The sequence below is a fragment of the Streptomyces oryzae genome (genome assembly GCF_017676365.1).
Lineage (GTDB): Bacteria > Actinomycetota > Actinomycetes > Streptomycetales > Streptomycetaceae > Streptomyces > Streptomyces oryzae.
This window is the reverse complement of the sequence record NZ_JADKMA010000037.1, coordinates 1-23,138: the sequence shown is the minus strand read 5'-3', so window position 1 is coordinate 23,138 and position 23,138 is coordinate 1. Positions and strand designations below refer to the sequence as shown.

Below are 23,138 nucleotides of genomic sequence, written 5' to 3'. Positions count from 1 at the left end.
AGGGGAGACCCTCCGGTGCGGCGGTCATCGCGGGATCACGGGTCGATCGTGCCGAGGTTCTTGGTCAGCAGGTCCTCGCCGTTCTGCTGGATGTGCAACTCGACGCCCCTGTAGGTGAGGTGGAGCAGGTTGACCGTCCAGTTCCGGTTGGGGCACACCTGTTCCGGTGAAGGGGTCGGCGGCGGCGGGATCGACACGTTCTGGAAGGTGATCTGGCCGTTGCGGGGCATAATCGTGGAAGTCGGGCCCTCCACGTTCTGGAACTCGGTGCCCTGGCCCGGAGCCATGTTGCCGCCCCGGTTGGTGCAGACGTACTCGGCCTCGACGGACGCGGCCGTCAGGAAGGCATCGGTTGGCTCGTTGCCCAGGCCCGCTGCCTTTCCGCTGCACTGAAGTCCGGCGGTGAGGGACTTGGTGCAGGTGACGCTTCCGATGAAGTGCGGGTTTTGAGCTGTGGCCGTACCGATGCCGGCAACGGTAGCTGCCAGCGTCATCAACGCGGTGGCAAAGACGCGACGCATGCGGTCTCCGGTTTCGCTAAGTGGGTTGGGATGTCCAACGCGCCTGGCGAACTTCGCCCAGCGGATCGGCATCTCTCATATGTCACGGCAATGCAAGAAAAATGCTTGCATTGCAGCATTTGGAGCATCAATTACGACTTTCAGGTGTATGAATGGGCCCGGGTGCTGCGCGCGTCCGGGACCCCCCGAACCGGCCGTCACCTGCACGGTCCGCAGGTCTTCGCGGCCAGGACCTTGCCTGCCGTAGCGTCGTTCGCCAGCCTTCGCCAGCCTTCGCCAGCCAGAGCGTGGACGGCGCCCAACTGCACGGCGGGCGCCTCGTTGCCGAACTGGGCGACGGCGGTGGGCCTCCCCGGGACCCTTCAGCTCGTCAAGCCGTTGATCGGCTATCGATGAGGGCACGCGGTGCGAACCTGGAAGATCGCAGACCGCCACGTGCATCTGCGCAGCGGGCCCCCGGGAAGCGGTATCGGTCCAAGGGACTGCTCTCCCGAGACATCCGCATCAAGATGCGCTGCACATGGTCGAGCAAGAACGCGCTCTGGCGCTACGGGAAAGTCCGCACCGGCCGGCATGCAGGTACCTGGGGCTGGACATGGTGGCACCACGCACATGCCCGACGCTCGCGTCCGACAGTGGCCGGGTCTCTGCCTGGTGGAGGCATGACTCAGCCCTGGGCCCGCCCAGTGGGCGGTTGGACCTCTCGTGTTCCTCGACCCGAAAGGAGAGCCGGCAACCCTTGGGGGCGCCAGCGACGGGGCCCATTTCCGACCTCGCCGACCTTCACGGCGCTGGTGGTGTCGAAGTCGGGGAGCCACTGCTGGCGGTGGAAACACCGGGGAACCCTTCGATCCTGAGCCTGACCACTTGCTGGGCGCCTGCCCGACCTCATCAGCGTGCTCCACCTCACCCACCGGTCCGTTCCGGCGCCTCACGCCGCCTGGCCGGCTGGGCGATCGCGGACCACATGCGTACCGACCTCGTCACCGACGCCCTGGCCGCCGCCGAGCGGACCCGCGGCAGCCTCGCCGCAGCGGCCATGCACACAGACCACGGAGCCCGGTACACCAGCCGGGCCTTCATGCTGAGCGAATCTCCGCAAGTCACAGCGGGCGCGGTACAGCCCCTGTATGTCGTTCCTGCCGTGGACTTGAACTGCGGCTACGGGGGGGCGTCGATCCAGCCCCACCCGGCAGCACCGTGTGCGGTGTGCGGGTGCTTCAAATTCCCCTCCACCACTGACACGTACCCTGACGGCAGCCTCCCCGGGCGGTCTACGACAGCACCAACGTCCCCCTGGCCAGCGGCGCGACATCGTGCGAATCGCTCGACACCCCCTCGGACACTGCAAAATCCCCACGGCTTCCTGTGTGCCGTGGGGATTTGCCGTTTCTCGCGCCGGGTGCCGGTGCGCGCGGCAGCGCCGCCCCTCCGTGGGACGGGGAGGGGCGGCGCCGCGGAAATACGTCAGACGAGCCAGCCGAGGAAGTCGACGACGCCGGCCAGCAGGTTGGTGATGACGTTCATTGTGGTGCTTCTCCTTGCGCTTTTCGTGGGACCAGTCCACCCGGCCGATGTAGGACCTGCGGCCGGGCGACGCTCGCGCGGTCTGCAGCCCGTCGCTTGCGTACCGTAAGCATCCGTGTGCACATGGTTATTCCGCAGCGATATTAAGACCGAGCACCCCATCGAGTGGGTGACTGGGCGTGTGTTCGACGTAATGCGGGGTGGTGGTGGGGGCGCGTGCACCCCATACGCCTCGAACCCCAGCACTCTCGGCCACACCGGCGCCGGCCCCGACCGTGCCTGGTGTGCGCGGCACTGCAGCATGAGATGTACCCGTTCGAGCCGCATCGGTGAGCCGGCCGGCCCCGCAAACGCCCGGCCTGTGCTGGTGCTGTGACCGCATAGGTTCGTCGGGCTGCTGTCTCGCGGCCGAGGTGAAGTGCTCGGGGACGTGGATGTGTTGGTCTGCTTCAGCTGTTGAGTGCTGCGAGTTCCCGCTCGGCTCGGAGGCGTCCGCGCTCGGACATGAGCGGGAACGGCTCCCTGCGTACGTTCGCTGCGAACCGCCGCCACTGGCCTGTGGTGTTGCGCTCACCGTCCCAGGAGGCCGCCGGTCGCGGAGGCCGGTTCAGGCTTATCAGGGCTGACAGCGGCCACTCCGAATCCCCCGTGCGGCCAGTTGAGGCGTCACGCTCTGTGAGGCATATCTGGGTCTGTATGGCGCTCCCCCGGACGGGGGAGGAAGGTCGTTCAAGAGACCGACGCCAGGTTCAGCCCGTCGGTGCGACGTTCAGAACATGACCACTGATCCACGGACGCTGAAGGCGCACTGGCCCACACGGCGGCAGCAGGGATCACGTTGGGTGGACCGAATCACGCTGTCCTGGGCACTGGTGTACGCCGGATTCGGCCTGGTCTGTGCGCTGAAGGGGACTCATCTGTTCCCTTACGGCGGCGTCCTGGGGCCTCGCGCGTCGGGGTGGGCCGTCACGGCAGTGGGGACGCTGGCGGCGCTGACCTGTACGGCAGTGTCGCGATACGGGCTGCGGCCCGCACTGCGAACGCTGCTGTGGACGGTGTGCGGTCTGTCCGGACTTGCCGCGTTCAGCCTGCTCATGGACGTGATCACGCTGATGTTCGGCCAAGGCGTGGACAGTTGGGCCTCTGCGGCGAATCACGCGCTGGCGGCAGTCGGGACGCTCTTGTCCGCGGGCACCGCGCGCTCTGCTCGGCCCTGCCTGCCGCGGGCCGCTGCCCCGGCAGCCTCTGCCGCACCCCGGCCGCATCAGCTCGCCGCCTGGGCCGGCACGGTGGCCTTCCTCCCGTATGCGGCGATGAAGCAGATCTGGGCCTTCGGCGGCACCTTCGCCGGTATATCCGGCGCGCAGATGAGCGTGATCTCCGAGCGCAACGGCGCCTCGGGGATCTGGCTCACCTTGGAGTCCTGGGGCCTGGATCCCACCATGCTGCTGGCCGCGCTCGGCGTTTTCCTGCTGTGGGGCCTCGTCCGCCCCTGGGGTCAGGTCTTCCCGCGCTGGACGCCGTTTCTACGCGGTCGCCGCGTCCCGCGCTGGCTCCCGCTGGCTCCATCCCTGATCGGCGCCGCCACTCTCGCCCCGTACGGTGTGCTCGGCGTCGGCTATGCGGTTTTGGCCACGGTGGACGTGGTGACGATGCGGAGCGGCGATTTCCCGACTCCGCAGGACGCGCTCCTGGTCACTTGGATCGGAATGGCGGCATTCGCCATCTACGGATGCGCACTGATGGTGGGGGCTCGTTCGTACTGGCTGCGAACCCGCACAATCTCCCGAGGCATTGATTCTGCGTGACTGTCCGAAGTGCTGGCGGCCAGATGACCCCCCACTAACCGGCCACTGACACAGGGCCCTCTTCACGTGCTGCGAGGAGGGCCCCACGCGTCGATACGGGACGGACCCGACCAGTGATGCTCAGGCCCGGGTGCGGGAGCACAGCACGAGGCGGTAGCCGTCCGGGTCGGCGATCGTGACACCGTGCTCGTCCCAGTACGGGTTGTGTGCCGGAACGCGGGTACCGCCGGCCCCGCCCAGGCGGTCGATCACGCAGCGCCCTCCAGGGCAGCCCGCCAGACGGGGCTGTCGACGTAGTGGTTGTCGAACCGCTCCGCGGAGGCGGCGATCTCCTTCGCGTCGGCCTCGCCACGCATCACCCGGCCCAGCAGGCGCAGGTAGTCGAACCGGCCCATGCCCGGCGTGAACACGAACAGCACGTCCGCCGTACAGCCGGGCGCCGCGGCGAAGGCGTGCGGGGTGTGGGGCGGCACGGCCAGGAAGTCGCCCGCTTCCAGGACGGTGACCTCCTCACCCACCAGTACCTGGAGGGACCCGCTGATCACGAAGAACAGCTCCGTCGCCTTGGTGTGGAAGTGGGCGGGTGCCCCAACGGCCCCCTTGGCGAACGTGGACCGGTAGCTGGTGAAGCCGTCGGCGGTGCTGTCCGAGTCGGCGAGGAGCGTCATCACACTGCTGGGGTCGGCACAGGTCTCGGCCTCGGCGTGACGGGTCAGTACCGGCCGTCCGCCGGTCATTGCGGTCTTCATGTCGTGCCCTTTCCAGGGATCGGTGAATGGTGCGGGGAATCGAGAGGGTCGTGAGGCATCCCGATCAGGGAGGCCCGGTGCGGTACTGCAGGGCGGGCGTCAGCTGAAGATCGCGGTGGGTTCGCCGGTGTACCAGGTGTTGTCGATGCGGAGGCGACGGATGACCCAGCGGTCGCCGTCGCGGACCAGTTCGACGTCGTAGGGGTTCTTCAGCAGCGCGTGTGTGGCGGAGTCGGCGATGAGCAGGTGCTGGGCTTCCACCAGGGCGGTGAGCCGGGCGGTGTCGCCCTCGATCGTGATCCGCGTGTTGGTGATCTGGTGTGTGGTGTCCACCCGGCCGGTGAACTTGGCCAGAATGGTGGTGACGATGGTGTCGCGCCCGGACATCAGCGGCGGCTCGGCCCCCCACTTGGCGGCGGCCGGGCGGAAGTCCAGCTCGGCGTCGGCGGCGAAGGCCGAGGCGAACAGCTCCTTGTCCTTGAGGTCCTGGCCCAGGCCGAAGCGGTGGAGCGCGTCGGTGATCTCCGCCCGGTCCTTGAGTTCCGCGACGGCTGCGGCGGTGTCGTGAGCGGGGGTGGTCAGGGCGCGGTCGCGGGTGACGTACATGATGTTCTCCGGTGCAGGTGAGGCGGCCTTTCGACGCCTCTGATCCTGCTGCGGTCCGGGTAGGGCATCAATGCGCACCTGCGCAACGATCGTGAAGCCCCGGTTAACGACGGGAGGGGTGCGGGGATGCTGGAACGGCACGAGCTGGAGGCGTTCCTGACGCTCGCCGAGGAGCTGCACTTCGGCCGTACCGCCGAGCGACTGCACGTCTCCACGGCCCGGGTCAGCCAGACCATCGCCAAACTGGAGCGCCGCATCGGCGTCCCGCTGTTCAACCGCACCAGCCGCCGGGTGGAGCTGTCCCTGGTGGGGCGGCAGCTGTACGAAGAGATACGCCCCGCCTGGTCCCTGATCACCGACGCGTTCGAGCGGGCCGTCGACGCCGGGCGGGGGCTGACCGGGCTGCTGCGGGTCGCCTTCACCGGGCCGGCGGCGGGCCAGCTGCTGGTCGGGGCCGCGCAGGCGTTCCGCACCCGGCACCCCGACTGCCAGGTCCGGAACAAAGAGGCACACCTGCCGGAAGTCCTGCCCTGGCTGCGCAGCGGCGAGGTGGACCTCGCGCTGACCTCCCATCCGATGCACGAGGAAGGCATCGTCATGGGGCCGGTCCTGGTGCGGGAGGCACGCATGCTCGCCGTGCCGACAGGGCATCCGTTCGCCCGCCGCGCAACCGTCTCCGTCGAAGACCTGGCTCGCGTGACCGTGCTGCAACTGCCCGAGACGCTGCCGGAATCCCTGCGTGAGGACCGCGCCCCGCGCCGGACCCCCACGGGGAGACCGATCGCACTCGGCCCGTCGGCCACGACGTTCAACGAGACGCTGACGCTCGTGGGCGCCGGGGAGGGGGTCTTCGCCGTCGGCGCCCACACCAGGCGCTACTTCGCTCGCCCCGACATCGTCTACGTCCCCTTCGAGGACGCCGTGCCAGTGGACTGGGGCCTGGTGTGGCCCGCCGACGGTGCGACAGCCCGCGTTCGCGCCTTCAGCGAGACGGCACTCAGCCTGGTGCAGGCACCTGCACCAAACCCCTGACCGTCACCGACGGCCCGTCGCGATCCGGGCAGAGCGCTGGGAAGCAATTTCCGTGCCCCTGGCCCTCCCTCCCTCAGTTCTGGCTCAACCGGAGGCCGCGCGCGACTGGTGGAGTTCAACCGGATCACGCGCGGCTGCGGCTCTTGGAGAACGTGCTTCGCGCAGCTGAAAAGAAGAGGTTCAGTGCTCGCAGAGGGAGAATTCTCGTTCGTAGAGCTGCTCGTTGTGTTCGTCGACGAAGAACTTGCGCTCCTGCATGAGTTGTTCGCGGTAGCTCTTGGCCTGCTCCAGGGTCATGGTCGAGGTGTCGGACCATGGCTGTTGCGGTGGCACGTCGGAGGTAGAGACGATCTTTTCCGACGGGTCGACCAGGAAGAATGCGAGGATTTTGCGGTACCCCGGGCGGGTGGGATCCGAGAGGCGGAATGAGCTCACGCGGTGTTGTAGGACGTTCGGGAATGCCAGGCACCGGCCGGCTGGGGTCGATGCCGACCCCAGTACCTGGTTCAGGGCGTCTTCGTCCTCCAGGCCGTAGACCTCACGCAGACCGTTGTCGTCGTTCTGTTCATAGCGCGGGTCGTCGAGTGCAGCCCGGAAACTCAGCCGGCTTTCGGTGATGTTGTCACTGTCCCAGTAGTAGATCCCGGTCGAGACGATCCGCTCGTTCATCATGCCCTCGACATGCCAGGACCCGCCGGGGTACTCGGGCTTCTCCGGGGTGAGATGAATGGTGGCGAGCTTGACGATGACCTGGAGACTGCGGCCCCGCAGGTCGACTCGCGCGTAGTCGTCGGGCAACTCGGGCGGGGTGAAGGCCGGGGCGTCCGGGATGGCCGGGCAGCGGTTTTCCCACCAGTCGTCCTGGGCCTGTTCCCATGCCTGGACGGCTTCTTCGTAGGACGCGTCATCACTGTAGGAGGATTCTTCCGGATACTCCGGCTCCGAGTCGTCGTACCACCCGTAAGGATCGGCCTCGATCCGCAGCGGCCGAGGATGCCGCAGATCGGTGAGCACATTATCCAGCAGCGGGCGCATGCGCGCGAACAAGTCCCGCAGGACGGCGGTCAGTTCGCGATGCCTCTCGGGGTGGACGTTGTTGACGTACGAACGGAATGTGACATCTCCGTCCGCATTGACGTCGACGTCCGTGGGCAGCCACTGGAATTTCTCCGAGAACTCGTACCGCGAATAGCGGTCCGTCGGGTTCTGCCAAGCCCGCTCGGGCCCGCCGCTCACCTCGCGCACCAGGCAGAACAGTGAGGGGTGAACCAGATCCAGCACCTGGCCGTCGGACCCGGGATGCCAGTCCTTTTCCGCTTCGGGGACCTCTTCCAGAATCCGAACCGCCTCCCGCAGCCGGGACCTCAGCCCGTCGTCGACCAGCGTGTCCGACTGCCACACCCCGTCGACGGCGGACACCTCGATGCCGGTTTCTGCGTCCCGCAGTGCGGCATAATGCGCGAGTTCGTCGAGCACGTAACGAACCTGGGCTTCGGTGAGGCCCTGGGCGACCGCTTCTTGCGTCCACTTGGCGACGATGCCGGCGTCGTTCATCTTGTCGAACCACCCCGGCTTCGACCGAATGTGCGCGCTGCACTGCATCATCTGAAGTTCCCGCAGCGTTCGGGGCTTCGCGAACGATATGGAGCGGGACGCATGAAAGGGCAGCGGGAAAGCAGACAGGCCAGTCAATTCTCTTGTTCCTCCCAGTCGATGTGCGGCGGCGGGAACGATACTTCAGCGGACTGACAACCGCCCTGTGCCCCTGTCAGCACTGGTCCGGGGGCCAGGGCTTCGACGTGGTCCCGTGATGTCCGGTTCGTGTTGCTCATGGACTCCGCCGAAGCGGGCATCGACCTGGACATCGAGTATTCCGGCGGCGGGACAGCCGTCAGGGAGCGTTTCCTGAGCCGCTCTCCAGAGCGGGAAGGAGGTCGTCGATGGTCTGCTTGAGCATCGGCTGTGCCGTGTCGTGGGCGTGTTCGTATTCGGTGAGGGCGAGTCCGGCTATGCGGAAGCGGGCGCCCAATGCGCGGACGGCGGCGGTGAGGCCGGACGGGGACAGACCGTTCGGCTCCGGAGTGCCGACGGCGTCGAAGTGCTGCGGGTCGAGGACGTCGAGGTCGATGTGGATGTAGACGGCAGATGCCCCGGTCGCCGCGACCGCGTCGGCCGGCGTGGTGGGATCGGCAAGCGCGGCCACCGTGAGGTGCCGGATTCCGCTGGAGTCGATGAAGGTCCGCTCTTCCGGGTCGAGAGCTCGGGCTCCCGCGAGGACCACCTGGCGGGGAGCGAGGGTCCGGAGGGGGCGGAGGCCGTGCGGCCCCTCCCCGAGCAGAGAACGCAGCACCATGCCATGGAACGCGCCGGAGGGCGACGAGGCAGGGGTGTTGAGGTCGCCGTGCGCATCGAGCCAGACAACGGCCAGCCGCTCTCCGTACCGGGCGAGCGCAGCCTCAATGGGGGCGAGGTCGACTGCGCAGTCCCCGCCGACCGTCACCGTGGTGCCTCCCGGCACCTTGGCGAGTGCGGCTCGGGTGGCCTGAAGGTTGTGCACCAGAGCGTCGAGCCTGTCCACGCCGTGTCGTGCGCGTCGTGCGATGCCCGCTTCGGTGACGACGTCGGCTTTCAGATGCCGCGCTGCCGGGATCATCCCGGCCAGCGCTGCGGCTCCTTGCTCCAGCCTGCGGGCTGTCGGCGTGGCCGACCCCTGCCACTGTGGGACTTCAATCAACGTCAGCTCGGACATCCCCGCGTTCCTCCGGTCCTTGAGCGGTGAATGGAATTGCATTGGGTGGCATAGACTTGCAGTCGAGGGTCGGGACGTCCACTGGGATTCCGGAATGCCGGCCCGGCCGCACAACTGAGTGCCGGTCCCAGCACGGCACCGACCCCGAAGATCCCCTACTTCTTGATGACGACGTCCGCCACTCCAGGGTGGAACCGCAGAGGTAGAGCCGAACCCTTATGCGGACGGATTCGGCGTGCCCTGGGCGCCGCATAACTTCGTGTCCGGACCATGAAGTTGATCGAGAGGCCAGGGATCGATGTACGGCACGGCGTTTGCACCCGAGTACCAAGGCGCGCTGAGCGAGAAGCTGGACGTGAACAGCTCCTACGAGGACGTCCTCGCGGCAGCCGGCAGCGCTCTCGCCGACGCGGACACCGCTTTGGACCGGGCCCGCGCCGCGCTCGCCCTCGCCGAGGCCCATCGGCGCCTCGGCCAGGTCGAGGAAGCGCAGGCCGCCTGGCGTACGAGCTACCGCAGCGCGCGCACCGCGGGCGATCCGGACGCCATGGCCTGGGCCCTGTGGAGCGGCGGCACCCTCGCCCGCCAGTGCGGCCGGCTTGCTCTGGCCCGGCGCCTGCTGACCTGGGCGGTCAACCTGGCCGCCGAGGGCCGCGACCGGCTCGCCCACGGCTACGCGCTCGCCGGGCTCGCCGAGACGGGCCGTATCCAGGGGGATTACGCGGCCGTCGCAGAGCTGCACGAGCGCCTTCTGGAGCAGGGACGCAAGCACGGCGAGGCCCGCCACATGGTGTGGGCGATGTCCGGGATCGCCCAGATGCACCGCAATCAGGGCGACTACCGCAAGGCACTCGAGCTGTTCGAGGAGGCCGCCCGCATCGCCGGTGAGGCGGGAGACGCCCGGGGACGCGCCTGGTCCCTGCGCGGGGTCGCCGACGTCCTGTCGCTGCGCGGCGACCCGGACCGGGCGCTTGCGCTGCTGACGGAGGCCGAGGTGACCTTCCGCAGCATGGATCTGACCAGCGCGCTCGCCTACAACCACAAGATGCGCGGCAACGTCCTCTTCCGGGCCGGATGGTACGAGGCGGCACGCGCCACGTACGGCATCGCCCTGGAGGAGTTCGACGCGATACGCGAGCCGCGCGGTGCGGCTCTCTCCCGTCTCGGGCTGGTGAGGTCCCGCGCGCGCCTGGGCGGTGAGCGGGAGGAGACTCTCGCCGAACTCGCCGATCTGGACGCCGTCTTCGCCCGCATCGGCCTGAAGGCCGCACGGGAGACCGTCGCCGCGAGCCGGGCCGAGGTGATGGCGGGGACGACACCGGTGGCGGTCTGAGACAAACGCGTCGACAGCGCCCTCCGCACCCGGCAAAGTGGCCATCCGTGACGAGCAGTGAGCTGTGGACCCGAGCGACCGCCGACCGCTACGACGCCGAGGAGACCGAGATGTCCTCGGCCGCGGTTCTCGGACCGACTCTCGACTTCCTCGCCGCACTCACCGGAGACGGCGGCCGGGCACTGGAGTTCGCCATCGGCACCGGACGAGTGGGCGTCCCGCTCCGCGCGCGCGGCGTGCCGGTAGCGGGCATCGAACTGTCCGAGCACATGGCCGCCGTCCTGCGGCGCAAAGTCGACGCGGACACGCTCCCGGTCGTCATCGGGGACATGGCCACCGCGGTCGTCCCCGGCGAGTTCACCCTCGTCTATCTCGTCTACAACACGATCACCAATCTGCTCACGCAGGACGAGCAGGTCGAGTGCTTCCGCAATGCCGCGCGTCATCTGGTGCCCGGCGGCAGGTTCGTCATCGAGCTGGGCGTGCCGCCGCTGCGGTTCCTGCCGCCCGGCCAGGTCGCGGTACCGTTCGACGTCTCCGAGCAGCATCTCGGCTTCGACACCTTCGATCTGGTCGAGCAGATTCTCGTCTCGCACCACTTCATCCGCGAGGGCGACGTCAGCGACGGTCACTTCGGCCGCTACCGCCGCAGCAACTCCCGGCACCGGTACGCCTGGCCGGCGGAACTCGACCTGATGGCACGGATCGCCAGGCTCGAACTGGAACGGCGCGTCGCGGACTGGGACGGAGCGCCGTTCACCCAGGACTCCGCGAAGCACATCTCCGTATGGCGCAAGCCGAGCTGAGGCGTCTCGCCCGGTGACGGGCCACAGGGGACCCGAGGGAACCGGCAATGGCCGGTACGGCGGCCTCGGATGCGACCTAGAATTCCAGCGAGCGAGTTCAGTGGTTTCCCGGAAGATGGGGGATGCGCGGTGAAGCCAGCGGCGGGCGAAGGTGCTGTGCGGGAGAGCATCGCCCGCCGCGTCGAGGAACTGCGTACCGCTGGGCCGCCGGCCGCTCCGCTGAACGAGGGCGACCGGTCAACGCCGGTGTCCGCGCTGCTCGACCTCGACGACGGGCAAGCGCTCCGGCTTCTGGCAGCGGAGTTGGTGCGCCATGCCTCGCCCACCGCGGGGGCGAAGCCGGGCGGTGCGGCGATCGTCCCCACGTCCGGTGGGCCCGCCGTGCACGGGCCCGAGGCCCTGGAGGGTGCTCGCTGCGGCGAGGTGAGAGTGACCGTGCTCGAGGGCGCCGTCGAGGCCGGGACGCCGGCGACGGTCCGCTTCGAGCTCGGCGCGCCGCCGACACACCCTCTTCGTGCGGAGCCGGCCGACGGCGACCCTCTTCGTGCGGAGCCGGCCGAAGGCGACCACCTTCGTGCGGAGCCGGCCGACGGCGACAGCCTTCGTCGGGAGCCGGTGGACGACCACTTACTCGTCGTCGCCACCCCCACCGGGAGCGACACCGTGACTCCTTCCTCACGGCTGTACCCCGTGGGCAAGGACGGGACCGGGGCTGTCGATTTCACCTTCACCCCGGCCGAGCACGGCGACCGGCCGCTGCATCTGGCGGTCTGCGACCGCGAGTCCGGTATCCGGCTCCAGGAGGTCACCGCTGCGGTTCCGGTCGCCATGGGACAGCGGGACATCATGGGACAGCGGGACATCGCCCGAGCCGTGGCACACGCCCTGCACGGACTCCGCGACCTCGGGCTCACCGTCGGGGATGTGCAGGACCGGCCACCGGCCGAGATCGCCGCGAGCCTGACACGCCTGGTCCCGCCCGAGCAGTTCGGCCTGTCCGCCGAGGGAGCCGGGACGTACGGCCTCGCGCTGCGGGCCGCGTGCCAGGAGATCGCGCGGCAGCTCGCCAAGGCCGAAGGTCCGTCGCGCAAGGCGCCCTTCGACCGGGCGGGCGTCATCCGGCGCCTGGCCGAGCCTGCCGTGGCCGCGCAGATCGACCTGCTGTTCGTCCCTCATGAGACGGACGCGCACAGCCGGCCGCTCCGGCTCCTGGTCGACTTCCGGGGAGAGCGGAACGCCCACAACGCGCGCGACCTGCGTGCACTGGCCGGGGACCTGGTGCGGCGAGCCGTGAACGACCCGGGGGAGCGGCCGGTCGCCCGTGCGGAGGACGCCGCCCTGACCGAAGCCCTCGCCCGCACCCTGGCCGCCTTGGGCGAGCTGGAGATGAGTGCCGAGGACGCCCTTGCGTCGCGGCCGGAGCACCTCGCTCAGCTGTTGAAGTCCACGGTTCCCGACGCCGGCCCGGCGCTGACCGAGCGCGGGGCGCTCGTCCACGACCTGCTCGTGGACAGCGCAGCGCAGCACATCGTGGGGTCCCTCGCCCGGCGTGTGACGTTCGCGAATGGGAGCCTCGCAGAACAAGGCCAACGCTTCGCCGAGCTCCGAAGCCGGCTCGACGAACTCCGGAGCAGACCCCAACGCCCGGCCCACCGTGCCGAGACCAGCAGCGCCGACGCCGAATTCGAGGAACGGTACGCGCGGGGCATCACCAAGGCCCTCGACCGGCTGACCCTCCACGGCATCGACCTCCACCGCACTCCGGACTCCTGGCCCCTGGACGCCGCCTACCTCGGCCTGCGGTGCGAGCAGCCCGGCAGTGAGGGCTGCGCACCGGTCCCGGTGGAGCAGGCCATGGCAGGGCTGACCCGGATCTTCCTCTGCGGAGAGGCGGGTTCCGGCAAGACGACGCTGGTCCAGTGGCTCGCCGTCTCCGCGGTGCAGCGCAAACTGCCGTCCCAGCTGGCTGCGTTGGACGGGCGGATCCCCTTCGTCGTGCCGGTGCGGCGCCTTCCGCCCGAAGGGTTCCCGCAGCTCTCCGACCTCCTGGCCGCGATCGGACACGTGGACGAGGGCACACAGCCCGCCGCATGGGTGGAGCGGGTGCTGGCAGAGGGCCGCGCGCTGCTGCTCATCGACGGTGTCGACGAAGCACCGGCGAGTGAGCGGCTGCAGCTGAGGCAGCAGCTGCGCGGGTGGATCGGCAGATATCCCGGCAACGTGTGGCTGGTCACCGCCCGGCCGTCCGCCGTGCATGACGGCTGGCTGTCGCCGCTGGGCTTCAGCCAGCTGCTGCTGGCGCCCATGAGCCGCGACGAGGTGTCGGACTTCGTCCGGCGCCGGCATCGTGCGGCCGCGCGGGAGCCGTCCGCTGACGCGAACCGGCTGGAGGCCCACGCAGCAGACCTCGTCCGCGCGCTGCACACCTCGCGCCACCTGGGCCGGCTCGCCACCAGTCCGCTGGTGTGCGGCATGCTCTGCGCGCTGCACCGGGAACGCGGCGGCAGCCTTCCGGCCGGCCGCAAGGAGCTGTACGACGCCGTCTTGCCCACGCTCCTCGAACGCCGGGACTCCGAGCGGGACATCACCCGCGCCGATGAGGTACGGCTCGCGCTGGAACCCAAGGTCCTGCTCCTCCAGTCGCTGGCACACCGGATGCTGGTCGAGGACCTGCCGGAGATGGACAGACACGCGGCCGTGGACGTCCTCGAACGGCGCCTTCCCGCACTGCCGGACGTCCCGGGCGAGATCAGGCCCGAGCACGTATACCGCCATCTGCTCGACCGGACCGGTGTGCTGCGTGAACGCAGGCCCGGCACTGTGGAGTTCGTCCACGACGCGTTCCGGGATCATCTGGCGGCGCAAGAGATCGTGCGGCGGCACGACTTCGACCTGCTGCTCGACAACGCGCACCGCCCTGAATGGGAGGACGTCGTCCTGATGGTGGCGGCACACGCCCGCCCCGACGAGTGCGCACGTCTGCTGAACGGACTGCTCGCGGCGTACTCCGGCCGGCGGGGGTCCCAACGCCTCCGCCGCAAACTCCTGGCCCTCGCCTGCCTGGAGCACGTCAGAGAACTCGACCCCGAGATCCACGCCCGGGTGCGGCGCTACGGCAGTGGCCTGATACCGCCCACCAACGCGGCGGCCGCTCGCGCCCTGGGATGGGTCGGCCCTCTCGTGCTCGAACTGCTCCCTGACCCCACGGCGGCTTCGGACGCGCAGGCGTACCTCCTCGCCGTCACCGGCACCTCCATCGGCGACGACATGGCGATCGACTATCTGGCCCTCCTGCGCGACCGCCGCAGCCACGCCATCCGCACCCAGCTGGCACAGGGCTGGCGCCGTTGCGACACGGACCGGTACGCCCGCGAGATCATCGCCCACCTGGACGAGACCGACCTGTACTTCCCCGTCTCCGACCTCGCGGAGCTGCGCGCGCTGGCCGCGCTCGGCGGCCGCGCCCGGGTACAGGTCGTGGGCCGGCTCACGCCCGCCGAGCTGACCGCGCACCTCTCGGCGGAACGGCTGACCCACCTGTGGCTGTCCGAGAGCGTCGGAGCGTCACTGGAGTGGCTGCGGGCCTTTCCCCGGCTGCGTGAGCTGCGCGTCGGCAGCCGTCTGCCCCTGGTGACCGGAGTGCCGGCGGGCGTCCGCATCGTCCAGGAGCAACCCGGCTGACCCGCGGGGCCGGGCTTCGCCCCCGGTGGACCGACGCCCGGCCGGGCCGGAGCTATTTGCCGAAGCCGGCGGTCAGGCCGCTGATGAGCTGGCGGCGGCCGACGGCGTAGAGGGCGAGGACCGGCAGGGTGGAGAGGACGACGGCGGCCAGTACGGCCGGGACGTTGATGGTGAACTCCCCCTGGAAGCTCCATACGAACAGCGGCAGGACGCGCTGGTCGGGGCTCTGAGTGAGGATCAGCGGGAAGAGGAAGCCGTTCCACACGTTCAGCGCGTCGTAGAGGGTGACGGTGATCAGCGCGGGACGGGAGAGGGGCAGCGCGAGGCTCCACAGCATGCGCCAGTGCCCGGCTCCGTCGGCGCGCATCGACTCGAACAGTTCGTCGGGGACGTCCCGCAGGAAGTTGACGAGGATGAGGACGGTCAGCGGGATCGCGAAGGCCGCCGAGGGCAGGATGACGGCTGCCAGGGTGTCGTACATCTGCGCCTTGGCGATCAGGTAGTACACCGGGATGATCGTCGCCTGCAGCGGAATGGCGAGGCCGAGCAGGAAGAGGCTGAAGGTCCAGCGCAGCAGTCTGCCGGTGCCGCGCACGATGGCGTACGCGGCAAGGAAGGACACCGCGAGGACCAGCAGCGTGGCACCCGCTGTGACGAGCGCGCTGTTGAGGAGATACCGCCCGAAGTCGTGGTCCAGGACCAGCCGGTAGTTCTCCAGGGTGGGGCTGGACGGCACGGCCAGCGGGTTGGCGTCGAAGAACCCCTCGCGGCTGCGCAGGCTCGTGACGAGGACCCAGTAGACGGGAACGAGGACGACCAGCAGCCACAGCAGGCCGCCCAGCGCGCCGAGCGGGTTGCCGCGGCGCAGCCGCCTGGCGGCCGGCGCGTGGGAGGTCGGGGAGTGCGCGGACATCACATACCTGCCTGCTGGCTGCGCATCCGGGAGAACCCGGAGAAGCGGACGATGATCAGGGAGAGGAGCAGGCCGACGGCGACGAGAACGACGGAAATGGCGCTCGCCCTGCCCATCTCGTTGCTCTGGAAACCGGTGATGTACATATCGAGCGGCAGGAAGCGGGTGGCCAGACCGGGGCCGCCGCCGGTGAGGACGAAGACCACGTCGAAGTAGGTGAGCGAGCCCACCAGCATCAGCGTCGAAGAGGTGACGATGGTGTACCTCAGCTGGGGCAGCGTGATGTGCCGGAACTGGGCGAGTCTCCCGGCACCGTCGATGGCGGCGGCCTCGTAGAGAGAAGCCGGTATCTGGCGGGTGCCGGCCTGGTAGAGCAGAGTGTGGAAGGGCACGAACTGCCAGGCGACGACGAACACCGTGGTATAGAAGGCGAGTTGCGGGTCGCCCAGCCAGTTGTGGTCGAGCAGGGGCAGGCCGAGGGTGGCGCCGAGGCCGAAGTTGGGGTCCAGCAGGTTCTTGAAGATGATGGCCAGCGCGGCGGCGGAGATGAGCATCGGCACGAAGTAGACGACGGCGAGCAGGGTCCGATAGCGCTGCCGGCCGGCGACGAAGACGCCCAGCAGCAGACTGACCGGGGTCTGCACCAGCCAGGACACCACCATGAACTTGGCCGTGAGCCACAGCGCGTGGCGGGTCACGTCGCTGGTCAGCGCCTCGCGCCAGTTGTCGGACCCGGTCCAGGAGGGGCTGCCCAGCCCGTTCCAGCGCGTGAAGCTCAAGTAGCCGACGATGGCCATCGGTACCAGCGCGAAGAGCGAGAACAGCGCCAGCGCCGGGGCCGCCATCACAAAGGGCGCACCGCCGCTGCTGCGGGAGCCGGCAGCCCCCGAGGCGCCGGGGGCACTCACTTCGCTGCCGCCCGGTCCATCTGCGCGCAGAACTGCTTGGGACTGATCTTGCCGAGGAAGAGCTGGTCGAGGTGGGTCAGCAGTGCGTCGCCGAGCTCCGGGTCGAGCGCCTGGTCCCAGGAGAGCTGGAAGCTGTCCGCGTCGCGGGTCAGGCCGTAGACGTAGGAGAGCCAGTCCGGGTTGTCCGCGCTCTTCAACTCGGCGTCCAGGTTCTTGACGGGCGGGACGTCGCCGCCCTTGAGGAGGTTGTCGACGTAGGAGTCGTTGTAGACCCCGTCCTTGAGGTAGGAGACGGCGGTCTTCTTCTCCTTGCCGGAGGCTTGCGCGGAGACGGAGTAGAAGTTCGCCGGGTTGCCGACGACGTTCTTCACGTCGCCCTTGCCGCCCTTGACGGCGGGGAAGCCGGTCCAGCCCAGGTGGCCTTCGGCCACGAACTTCGAGGCGCCGGTCCTGATGGTGCCGTACCCCCAGCTGCCCTGCAGCAGCATCGCCGCCTTGCCCGTGTACAGCTGCGCCTCGGCCTGTCCGGTGTCGGCGGAGACGGAGGTGAAGCCCTTCGCGAAACCGCCGGCTTCCACCAGCTGCCGGATCATCCCGGCGGCTTTGCGGATGGCGGGGGCCGACCAGGCGCCCTTCTTGCCGGCGGCTATGTCCGCGAAGGCCCGCGGTCCGCCGATGCGGTCGACGAGGTACTCCAGCCACATCAGATCCGGCCACTTGGAGCCGCCGCCCATGGCGAGCGGAGCGATCCCCTCGGCTTTGAAGGTCTTCACCAGGGCCAGCAGGTCCTCCCAGCTCTTCGGGGGCCGGGCTCCGGCCTTCTTGAACAGCTGCTTGTTGTAGTAGAGGACGACGGGCTGTACGCCGTTGGCCGGGACGCCGTAGATCTTGCCGTCGAAGGTGGTGGAGCGCAGCACCGAGGGGAAGATGCGGTTCTTCCAGCGCGGGTTCTTCTCCAGCTCGGGAGTGAGGTCGGCGGCCTTGCCCGCGTCCACATAGCTCTTGAGTCCGCCGCCGCCCCAGTTCTCGAAGAGCACCGGCCCGTTGCCCGCGCCGACGGCGGTACGCAGCTTCTGCTTGTAGGGGTCGTTCTGGAAGAACTGGATGTCGATCTTTCTGTCCGGGTGTGCCTTGTTCCACTCCTTGGCGGAAGCGCGGAACGTCGTCTCGGAGCCCTGCGTCAGCGCCCACACGAGTACGCCGTCGCCGGAGCCGCCCGAGACGGTGCGCCCACTGCTGCCGCAGGCCGTGACGGTGAGCGCCAGCGCCACCGCGCCGGCGGCGAGGGTGCTACGGAGAGGGACTCCGGCCATCGTGAACTCCTTCGCTCTGGCGCGATCCGAAAAATTTCGCAACTGCGGCCCATGCTGAGCCGACAACGTAGAAGCCTCCCCAGGGCCGGTCAAGGGTCAAGCCGCCTTCAGGGCACCGAAATTGACGTATGGCAGCGCCCGAAATCTTGCGCTATCGTTTTCGGCAGGCTTCGAAAGGACTTGTATGACGAAGAGAGCCGGTCAGCGCGGCCGGACCACGTTGACCGGCATCGCCGAGGCCGCCGGTGTCTCCGTCGCGACGGTCTCCAAGGTGGTCAACGGCCGCAGCGACGTCGCTCCCGAAACCCGCGCGCGGATCGAGGAGTTGCTGGCCGAGCACGGCTATGTGGCCCGCGGTACGGGCCGGCCGCAGCCGCCCGTCCGGACCATCGACCTGACTTTCGACGCGCTGATCAGCCCGAACAGCCTGGTCATCACCCGCGGGGTGACCGAAGCCGCCGCCGAGGCAGGCGTCGACGTCGTCATCGGGGTGACTCCCGACGACCCGCTGGGGGTGTCCTGGGCCCGCAGGACCGCACACGCCGGACGCGAGGGCGTCATTCTGGTGACCTCCGAACTCACCCCGGGACAGCGCGCCCAGTTCGACCAGGCCGGTATCCCGCTGGTGCTGATCGACCCGATGAACATGCCCGACGAGAACGTGCCGAGCATCGGCGCGACCAACTTCAGCGGCGGCATGGCCGCCACCGAGCATCTGCTGCGGCTCGGCCACCGCCGCATCGCCATGATCCAGGGCCGGCCCGACGGCACCTGCAACACGGCCCGGCTGCACGGCTATCAGGCGGCGCTGGCCGCCGCCGGCCTCAGCCCCGATCCCCGGCTCATCCGGCAGGGCGACTTCCAGTTCAAGCCGGCCTACGAGGCCGCACTGGAGCTGTTCACCCTGGAGGAGGCGCCCACCGCCGTCTTCGCCGCCAACGACGACGAAGCGTTCGGTGTCATCGAGGCAGCGCGGGTGAACGGCCTGCGCGTACCGCAGGATGTCAGCGTCGTCGGGTTCGACGACACCTTCGCCGCCAGCACCTCGGCCCCTCCGCTGACCACCGTCCGGCAGCCGTTCGCCGAGATCGGCCGGGCCGCGCTGCGCACGCTGCTGCGGCTCGGCGCAGGGCTGCCCCTCGACAGCCACCGGGTGGAGCTCGCCACCCAGCTCGTGGTCCGGGACTCCACAGCACCGCCGCCCGCAGCGGGCTGACCAGCGCGCCCCGTTGCCCCCCGGCCGGTCGGCCGACCGCCGTACGACGGCCATTCCACCACCGCAAGGGAGGCACCATGACCTCATCGACCTCGCCCTCGACCTCCTCCTGGCCGGACCCGGGCCGCCCCAGCGAGCTCCGGGTCGAGGAGCTGCTGGCCGAGATGACGCTGGGGGAGAAGCTCGCCCAGCTCGGCAGCGCATGGCAGGGCGTGGAGCGGGTCGGCGGCAATGTGGCGCCCATGCAGGACGTCTTCGCCCGCCAGTCCGACTTCGCGGCGGCGAGCAAGGACGGGCTCGGCCATCTCACCCGCCCCTTCGGCAGCAAGCCCGTCGAGCCGGCCGAGGGGGTACGGCGGCTCGCCTCCCTCCAGCAGGAGCTGCGGGACAACACGCGGCTGGGCATTCCCGCCATCGCCCACGAAGAGTGCCTCACCGGCTTCACCACGCACCGCGCGACCGTCTTCCCCGCCGCCCTCGCCTGGGCTGCGGCGTTCGACCCGCCGCTGGTCGAGCGCATGGCGCGGGCGATCGGCGCGAGCATGCGCCGGGTCGGGGTCCATCAGGGGCTCGCACCGGTACTGGACGTCGTACGCGACTACCGCTGGGGCCGGGTCGAGGAGACGCTCGGCGAGGACCCGTATCTCGTCGCCATGACGGGAACCGCCTATGCGCGGGGGCTGGAGAGCGCCGGGATCATCGCCACGCTCAAGCACTTCGCCGGCTACTCGGGCTCAGCCGCCGCCCGCAACCACGCCCCCGTCTCCATGGGACGGCGGGAGTTCGCGGACGTGATCCTGCCCCCTTTCGAGACGGCGCTGCGGGACGGGGGCGCCCGGTCGGTGATGAACTCCTACGCCGATGTGGACGGCGTACCCGCCGGGGCCGACCCGTGGCTGCTCACCCGACTGCTGCGGGACGAGTGGGGGTTCGAGGGCACGGTCGTCTCCGACTACTGGTCCATCGCCTTCCTCCGTACGATGCACCGCGTCGCCGCGTCCGACGGCGAGGCGGGAGCACGCGCCCTGGAGGCGGGCATCGATGTGGAGCTGCCCGACACCCTGTGCTTCGGCCCACCACTGGCCGAACTCGTGCGCAGCGGCCAGGTTCCCGAGGAACTCGTCGACCGCGCCGCGCGCCGCGTACTGCGTCAGAAGGCCGACCTGGGGTTGCTCGACGGCGGCGGCAGTACGACCGGCGGCAGCACGCCCGGCCCGGACGCCGACGGGCAGTGCCACGGAGACGAGCGGACGAACGGCGACGGGTCGGCCGGAGTGGGGGGCGAGGCGGGGGACGTCGAAGGGCCGGCCGGAGCCGACGAAGCAGTCGACCTCGACCCCGACCTCGACCCGCCCGCCCATCGGGACATCGCCCGGCAGCTGGCGGAGGAGAGCATCGTCCTGCTCGAAAACGGCCAAGGGGGCCGGGGGCCACTGCCGTTGGCCCCCGAGGTGGCCACTCTCGCGCTGGTCGGCCCCTGCGCGGACGACGCCAACGCCTTCTTCGGCTGCTACTCCTTCCCCAACCACGTACTCCCTCACCACCCCGGCCACGACAACGGCATCGCGGCTGCCACCCTGCTCGAAGCGCTCACCGACGAGCTGCCCGGCACTCGGATCACCTATCAGCGGGGATGCCCGGTCAAGGACGCGGACCGCAGCGGCTTCGGGGCAGCCGCGGCCGCGGCCGGTCAGGCCGATGTCTGCGTCGCCGTGGTCGGTGACCGCGCCGGGCTGTTCGGCCGCGGCACCTCCGGCGAGGGCTGCGACGCGGAGGACCTGTCGCTCCCGGGCGTACAGGGCGAACTGGTCGAGGCGCTGCTGGCGACCGGCACGCCTCTCGTCCTGCTGGTCGTCTCCGGACGCCCCTACGCACTCGGCGCCTACGCGGGGCGCGTGGCCGCCGCCCTCCAGGCGTTCTTCCCCGGCGAGGAAGGCGGCTCGGCGCTGGCCGGCGTCCTCACCGGCCGGATCGTCCCCTCCGGCAAGCTGCCGGTACAGATCCCCCGTACGCCGGGCGGCCAGCCCGGCACCTATCTGCACCCTCCGCTGGGCGGCAACAGCCAGGGCGTCAGCAACCTGGATCCCACCCCCGCCTACCCCTTCGGCCACGGACTGTCGTACACGACCTTCGCCTACTCCGGGCTGTCGCTCAGCGCCGAAGAGATCCCCACCGACGGAGAGGTGGAAATCAGCTGCCAGGTCAGCAACACCGGTGAAAGCCCCGGCACCGAGGTCGTCCAGCTCTACACCGCCGATCCGGTCGCCCAACTGCCCCGCCCTGTCACTCAGTTGACCGGCTTCGTCCGCGTCCACCTCGCGCCGGGCCAGCAGCGCCGGGTGGCCTTCCGGCTGCACTCCGACCGGCTCGCCTACACCGGCCCCGAGATGCACCGGATCGTCGAACCCGGCGAGATCACCGTCATGATCGGTGCCTCCAGCAGCGACATCCGGCTGCGCGGCACCGTCCGACTGACCGGCCCGGTACGCACGGCCGGCCATGACCGGATGCTGCACACTCCGTCGCACCTCAGTTGATCCGGCGCATGGCCGCCTGCTGCGGCCTGCTGTTGGCTCCGCCGTCCTGCTCGCTGATGTCGAAAATTTTCGGCTTGATTTTGAAAGTTTTCCGGGTGGGGCATTGACGTGTACGGCTGGGCGCTCGATCCTCCCCACGTCTGAGTTTCCGACCGCTGTTCGAAATATCGGATGTCGTCGTATGGCGCCGGTTCGGGCCCGTGCCCTCTGGCAACGTGCCGCGACGACACCGCTGAGCTGCGAGGGAGTACCTTATGCCGCTGTTGAGGCACCGTCACCGCCCGCGTTCCGTCCCAGCGGTCGCGGCCACTCTGCTTGGTCTGGCGCTGGCCATGGTGCTGGGCGCCGTCCCGGCCGCGTCGTTATCGCACCGTGCGTCCTTACCGTCGGGGGACGGACGGGCCGCTGCCCAGCAGGGGTTACCGGGACTGGAGGGGCAGGAGAGGCAGCAGGGCGTGCCCCGAGCACAGGGCCTGCCCGAAAATTTTCGATGGTCGTCCAGCGGTCCGCTGATCTCGCCGCAGCAGGACGGCAGCAACTCGGTCTCGGTCAAGGACCCGTCGGTGGTCCAGGACGAGAACGGCAAATGGCATGTGTTCATGACCACTGCCGACACCTCGGGTGACTGGAGCCTGGCCCACACCAGCTTCACCGACTGGTCCCAGGCCGCCACCGCGCCCCAGACCCACCTGGAGACCGCCTCCGACATCGGACCCGGCTACCGCGCCGCACCGCACGCCTTCTACTTCGCGCCCAAGGACGAGTGGTACCTCGTCTACCAGACGGGCCTGCCCTCCTACTCCACCACCCGCAACATCAACGACCCCACGAGCTGGTCCGCACCGCGCAACTTCCAGGACCAGGTGCCCGACATCGTCCGCCAGAACATGGGCAACGGCGCCTGGCTCGACTACTGGGTCATCTGTGACGAGAACAAGTGCTATCTGTTCTCCGCCGACGACAACGGCCACCTCTACCGGGCCGAAACCACCGTCGCCGACTTCCCCAACGGCTTCGGCAACACACAGATCGTCCTCCAGGACCCCGACCGCAACCGGCTGTTCGAGGGCGAGGCCGTCTACCGCGTCAAGGACACCAACACCTACCTGCTGATCATGGAAGCCATCGGCAGCGGCGACCGGCGTTACTACCGCTCCTTCACCGCAGAGGGACTGACCGGCCGGTGGCAGCCGCTGGCGGACACCGAGTCCCACCCCTTCGCCCGCAGTAGCAACGTCACCTTCCCCGGGGGCGCCTGGACACAGGACATCAGCCACGGCGAGCTGATCCGCACCGGCAACGACCAGTCCATGACTCTGGACCCCTGCCATCTCCAGCTCCTCTACCAGGGCATGGACCCCTCGGCCGGCGGCGACTACCCGCAGCTCCCGTGGCGCCTGGGTCTTGCGGAGAACACCACCTCTTGCTGAGCCGGGGCC

At 69.4% G+C, this 23,138-nt stretch carries 16 protein-coding genes and 2 pseudogenes; 9 read left to right on the top strand and 9 right to left on the bottom strand.

The features are described 5' to 3' along the window. Positions 1–35: 35 nt before the first annotated feature. Positions 36–521: a hypothetical protein gene (locus ITI46_RS09980; protein WP_209239094.1), complete on the bottom strand. Its 486-nt coding sequence runs from the start codon at positions 519–521 to the stop codon at positions 36–38. A 931-nt stretch (positions 522–1,452) separates the two neighbouring features. On the opposite strand from ITI46_RS09980, the pseudogene ITI46_RS34745 reads away from it, so the two are divergent. Continuing rightward, positions 1,453–1,602: pseudogene (locus ITI46_RS34745) on the top strand (DDE-type integrase/transposase/recombinase); the annotation flags it as partial. 1,288 nt (positions 1,603–2,890) lie between these two features. Beyond that, positions 2,891–3,856: a hypothetical protein gene (locus tag ITI46_RS09975; RefSeq protein ID WP_209239093.1), complete on the top strand. Its 966-nt coding sequence runs from the start codon at positions 2,891–2,893 to the stop codon at positions 3,854–3,856. A 120-nt stretch (positions 3,857–3,976) separates the two neighbouring features. On the opposite strand, the pseudogene ITI46_RS09970 reads toward ITI46_RS09975, so the two are convergent. The 3 genes and pseudogenes from ITI46_RS09970 to ITI46_RS09960 form a co-directional block, all read right to left on the bottom strand. Then, positions 3,977–4,099: pseudogene (locus ITI46_RS09970) on the bottom strand (VOC family protein); the annotation flags it as partial. A gap of 5 nt (positions 4,100–4,104) precedes the next feature. Next, a complete protein-coding gene (locus tag ITI46_RS09965; protein ID WP_209239092.1) occupies positions 4,105–4,605 on the bottom strand; it encodes a cupin domain-containing protein in 501 nt (166 codons plus the stop codon). Between the two features lie 99 nt (positions 4,606–4,704). Continuing rightward, the gene (locus ITI46_RS09960) at positions 4,705–5,211 is read right to left on the bottom strand and encodes a nuclear transport factor 2 family protein (protein ID WP_209239091.1); all 507 of its coding nucleotides are present in this window, start codon (positions 5,209–5,211) and stop codon (positions 4,705–4,707) included. 126 nt (positions 5,212–5,337) lie between these two features. Here ITI46_RS09960 and ITI46_RS09955 point away from each other — a divergent pair, with 126 nt between their 5' ends. Beyond that, the gene (locus ITI46_RS09955) at positions 5,338–6,243 is read left to right on the top strand and encodes a LysR family transcriptional regulator (RefSeq protein ID WP_209239090.1); all 906 of its coding nucleotides are present in this window, start codon (positions 5,338–5,340) and stop codon (positions 6,241–6,243) included. Positions 6,244–6,423: 180 nt separating this feature from the next. Here ITI46_RS09955 and ITI46_RS09950 read toward each other — a convergent pair whose 3' ends face one another. Together ITI46_RS09950 and ITI46_RS09945 are read right to left on the bottom strand one after the other, a co-directional pair. Further along, positions 6,424–7,935 (bottom strand): DUF4246 domain-containing protein, encoded by a 1,512-nt coding sequence (locus tag ITI46_RS09950; protein WP_209239089.1) that lies wholly within the window; start codon positions 7,933–7,935, stop codon positions 6,424–6,426. Between the two features lie 199 nt (positions 7,936–8,134). Next, the gene (locus ITI46_RS09945) at positions 8,135–8,992 is read right to left on the bottom strand and encodes an arginase family protein (protein ID WP_247745743.1); all 858 of its coding nucleotides are present in this window, start codon (positions 8,990–8,992) and stop codon (positions 8,135–8,137) included. Between the two features lie 298 nt (positions 8,993–9,290). Between ITI46_RS09945 and ITI46_RS09940 the strand changes: the two genes are divergently transcribed. From ITI46_RS09940 to ITI46_RS35785, 3 genes are all read left to right on the top strand, one after another. Next, positions 9,291–10,325, top strand: a complete 1,035-nt coding sequence (locus ITI46_RS09940) for a tetratricopeptide repeat protein (protein WP_209239088.1) — start codon at positions 9,291–9,293, stop codon at positions 10,323–10,325. Positions 10,326–10,372: 47 nt separating this feature from the next. Then, entirely contained in the window at positions 10,373–11,131 is a 759-nt protein-coding gene (locus ITI46_RS09935; protein WP_209239087.1) for a class I SAM-dependent DNA methyltransferase, read from the top strand. A 156-nt stretch (positions 11,132–11,287) separates the two neighbouring features. Next, on the top strand, positions 11,288–14,812 hold the full coding sequence (locus tag ITI46_RS35785; protein ID WP_209239086.1) for an NACHT domain-containing protein: 3,525 nt from the start codon (positions 11,288–11,290) through the stop codon (positions 14,810–14,812). Positions 14,813–14,864: 52 nt separating this feature from the next. Here ITI46_RS35785 and ITI46_RS09925 read toward each other — a convergent pair whose 3' ends face one another. The 3 genes from ITI46_RS09925 to ITI46_RS09915 are packed head-to-tail and all read right to left on the bottom strand — an operon-like array spanning position 14,865 to position 17,946. Continuing rightward, entirely contained in the window at positions 14,865–15,725 is an 861-nt protein-coding gene (locus tag ITI46_RS09925; protein ID WP_209239085.1) for a carbohydrate ABC transporter permease, read from the bottom strand. Further along, positions 15,725–16,570 carry a carbohydrate ABC transporter permease gene (locus ITI46_RS09920; protein WP_209239107.1) on the bottom strand — a complete coding sequence of 282 codons (846 nt, stop codon included), beginning with the start codon at positions 16,568–16,570 and terminating at the stop codon, positions 15,725–15,727. Before ITI46_RS09920 ends, ITI46_RS09925 begins: the two co-directional genes overlap by 1 nt. A 59-nt stretch (positions 16,571–16,629) precedes the next feature. Next, on the bottom strand, positions 16,630–17,946 hold the full coding sequence (locus tag ITI46_RS09915; RefSeq protein ID WP_209239084.1) for an extracellular solute-binding protein: 1,317 nt from the start codon (positions 17,944–17,946) through the stop codon (positions 16,630–16,632). A gap of 184 nt (positions 17,947–18,130) precedes the next feature. On the opposite strand from ITI46_RS09915, the gene ITI46_RS09910 reads away from it, so the two are divergent. From ITI46_RS09910 to ITI46_RS09900, 3 genes are all read left to right on the top strand, one after another. Next, positions 18,131–19,162 carry a LacI family DNA-binding transcriptional regulator gene (locus ITI46_RS09910; protein ID WP_209239083.1) on the top strand — a complete coding sequence of 344 codons (1,032 nt, stop codon included), beginning with the start codon at positions 18,131–18,133 and terminating at the stop codon, positions 19,160–19,162. A 77-nt stretch (positions 19,163–19,239) separates the two neighbouring features. Next, positions 19,240–21,699, top strand: coding sequence for a beta-xylosidase/alpha-l-arabinosidase (locus tag ITI46_RS09905; RefSeq protein ID WP_209239082.1), 2,460 nt, complete (start codon positions 19,240–19,242; stop codon positions 21,697–21,699). A 455-nt stretch (positions 21,700–22,154) separates the two neighbouring features. Beyond that, positions 22,155–23,129, top strand: a complete 975-nt coding sequence (locus ITI46_RS09900) for a glycoside hydrolase family 62 protein (RefSeq protein ID WP_307808114.1) — start codon at positions 22,155–22,157, stop codon at positions 23,127–23,129. The last annotated feature ends 9 nt before the right edge of the window (positions 23,130–23,138 follow it).

Excerpts from the sequence above, each read along its gene's own strand:
- ITI46_RS09980 (WP_209239094.1), bottom strand. The coding sequence starts at position 521 with ATGCGTCGCGTCTTTGCCACCGCGTTGATGACGCTGGCAGCTACCGTT.
- ITI46_RS09965 (WP_209239092.1), bottom strand. The coding sequence starts at position 4,605 with ATGAAGACCGCAATGACCGGCGGACGGCCGGTACTGACCCGTCACGCC.
- ITI46_RS09960 (WP_209239091.1), bottom strand. The coding sequence starts at position 5,211 with ATGTACGTCACCCGCGACCGCGCCCTGACCACCCCCGCTCACGACACC.
- ITI46_RS09955 (WP_209239090.1), top strand. The coding sequence starts at position 5,338 with ATGCTGGAACGGCACGAGCTGGAGGCGTTCCTGACGCTCGCCGAGGAG.
- ITI46_RS09945 (WP_247745743.1), bottom strand. The coding sequence starts at position 8,992 with ATGTCCGAGCTGACGTTGATTGAAGTCCCACAGTGGCAGGGGTCGGCC.
- ITI46_RS09940 (WP_209239088.1), top strand. The coding sequence starts at position 9,291 with ATGTACGGCACGGCGTTTGCACCCGAGTACCAAGGCGCGCTGAGCGAG.
- ITI46_RS09925 (WP_209239085.1), bottom strand. The coding sequence starts at position 15,725 with ATGTCCGCGCACTCCCCGACCTCCCACGCGCCGGCCGCCAGGCGGCTG.
- ITI46_RS09920 (WP_209239107.1), bottom strand. The coding sequence starts at position 16,570 with ATGGCGGCCCCGGCGCTGGCGCTGTTCTCGCTCTTCGCGCTGGTACCG.
- ITI46_RS09915 (WP_209239084.1), bottom strand. The coding sequence starts at position 17,946 with ATGGCCGGAGTCCCTCTCCGTAGCACCCTCGCCGCCGGCGCGGTGGCG.
- ITI46_RS09910 (WP_209239083.1), top strand. The coding sequence starts at position 18,131 with ATGACGAAGAGAGCCGGTCAGCGCGGCCGGACCACGTTGACCGGCATC.
- ITI46_RS09905 (WP_209239082.1), top strand. The coding sequence starts at position 19,240 with ATGACCTCATCGACCTCGCCCTCGACCTCCTCCTGGCCGGACCCGGGC.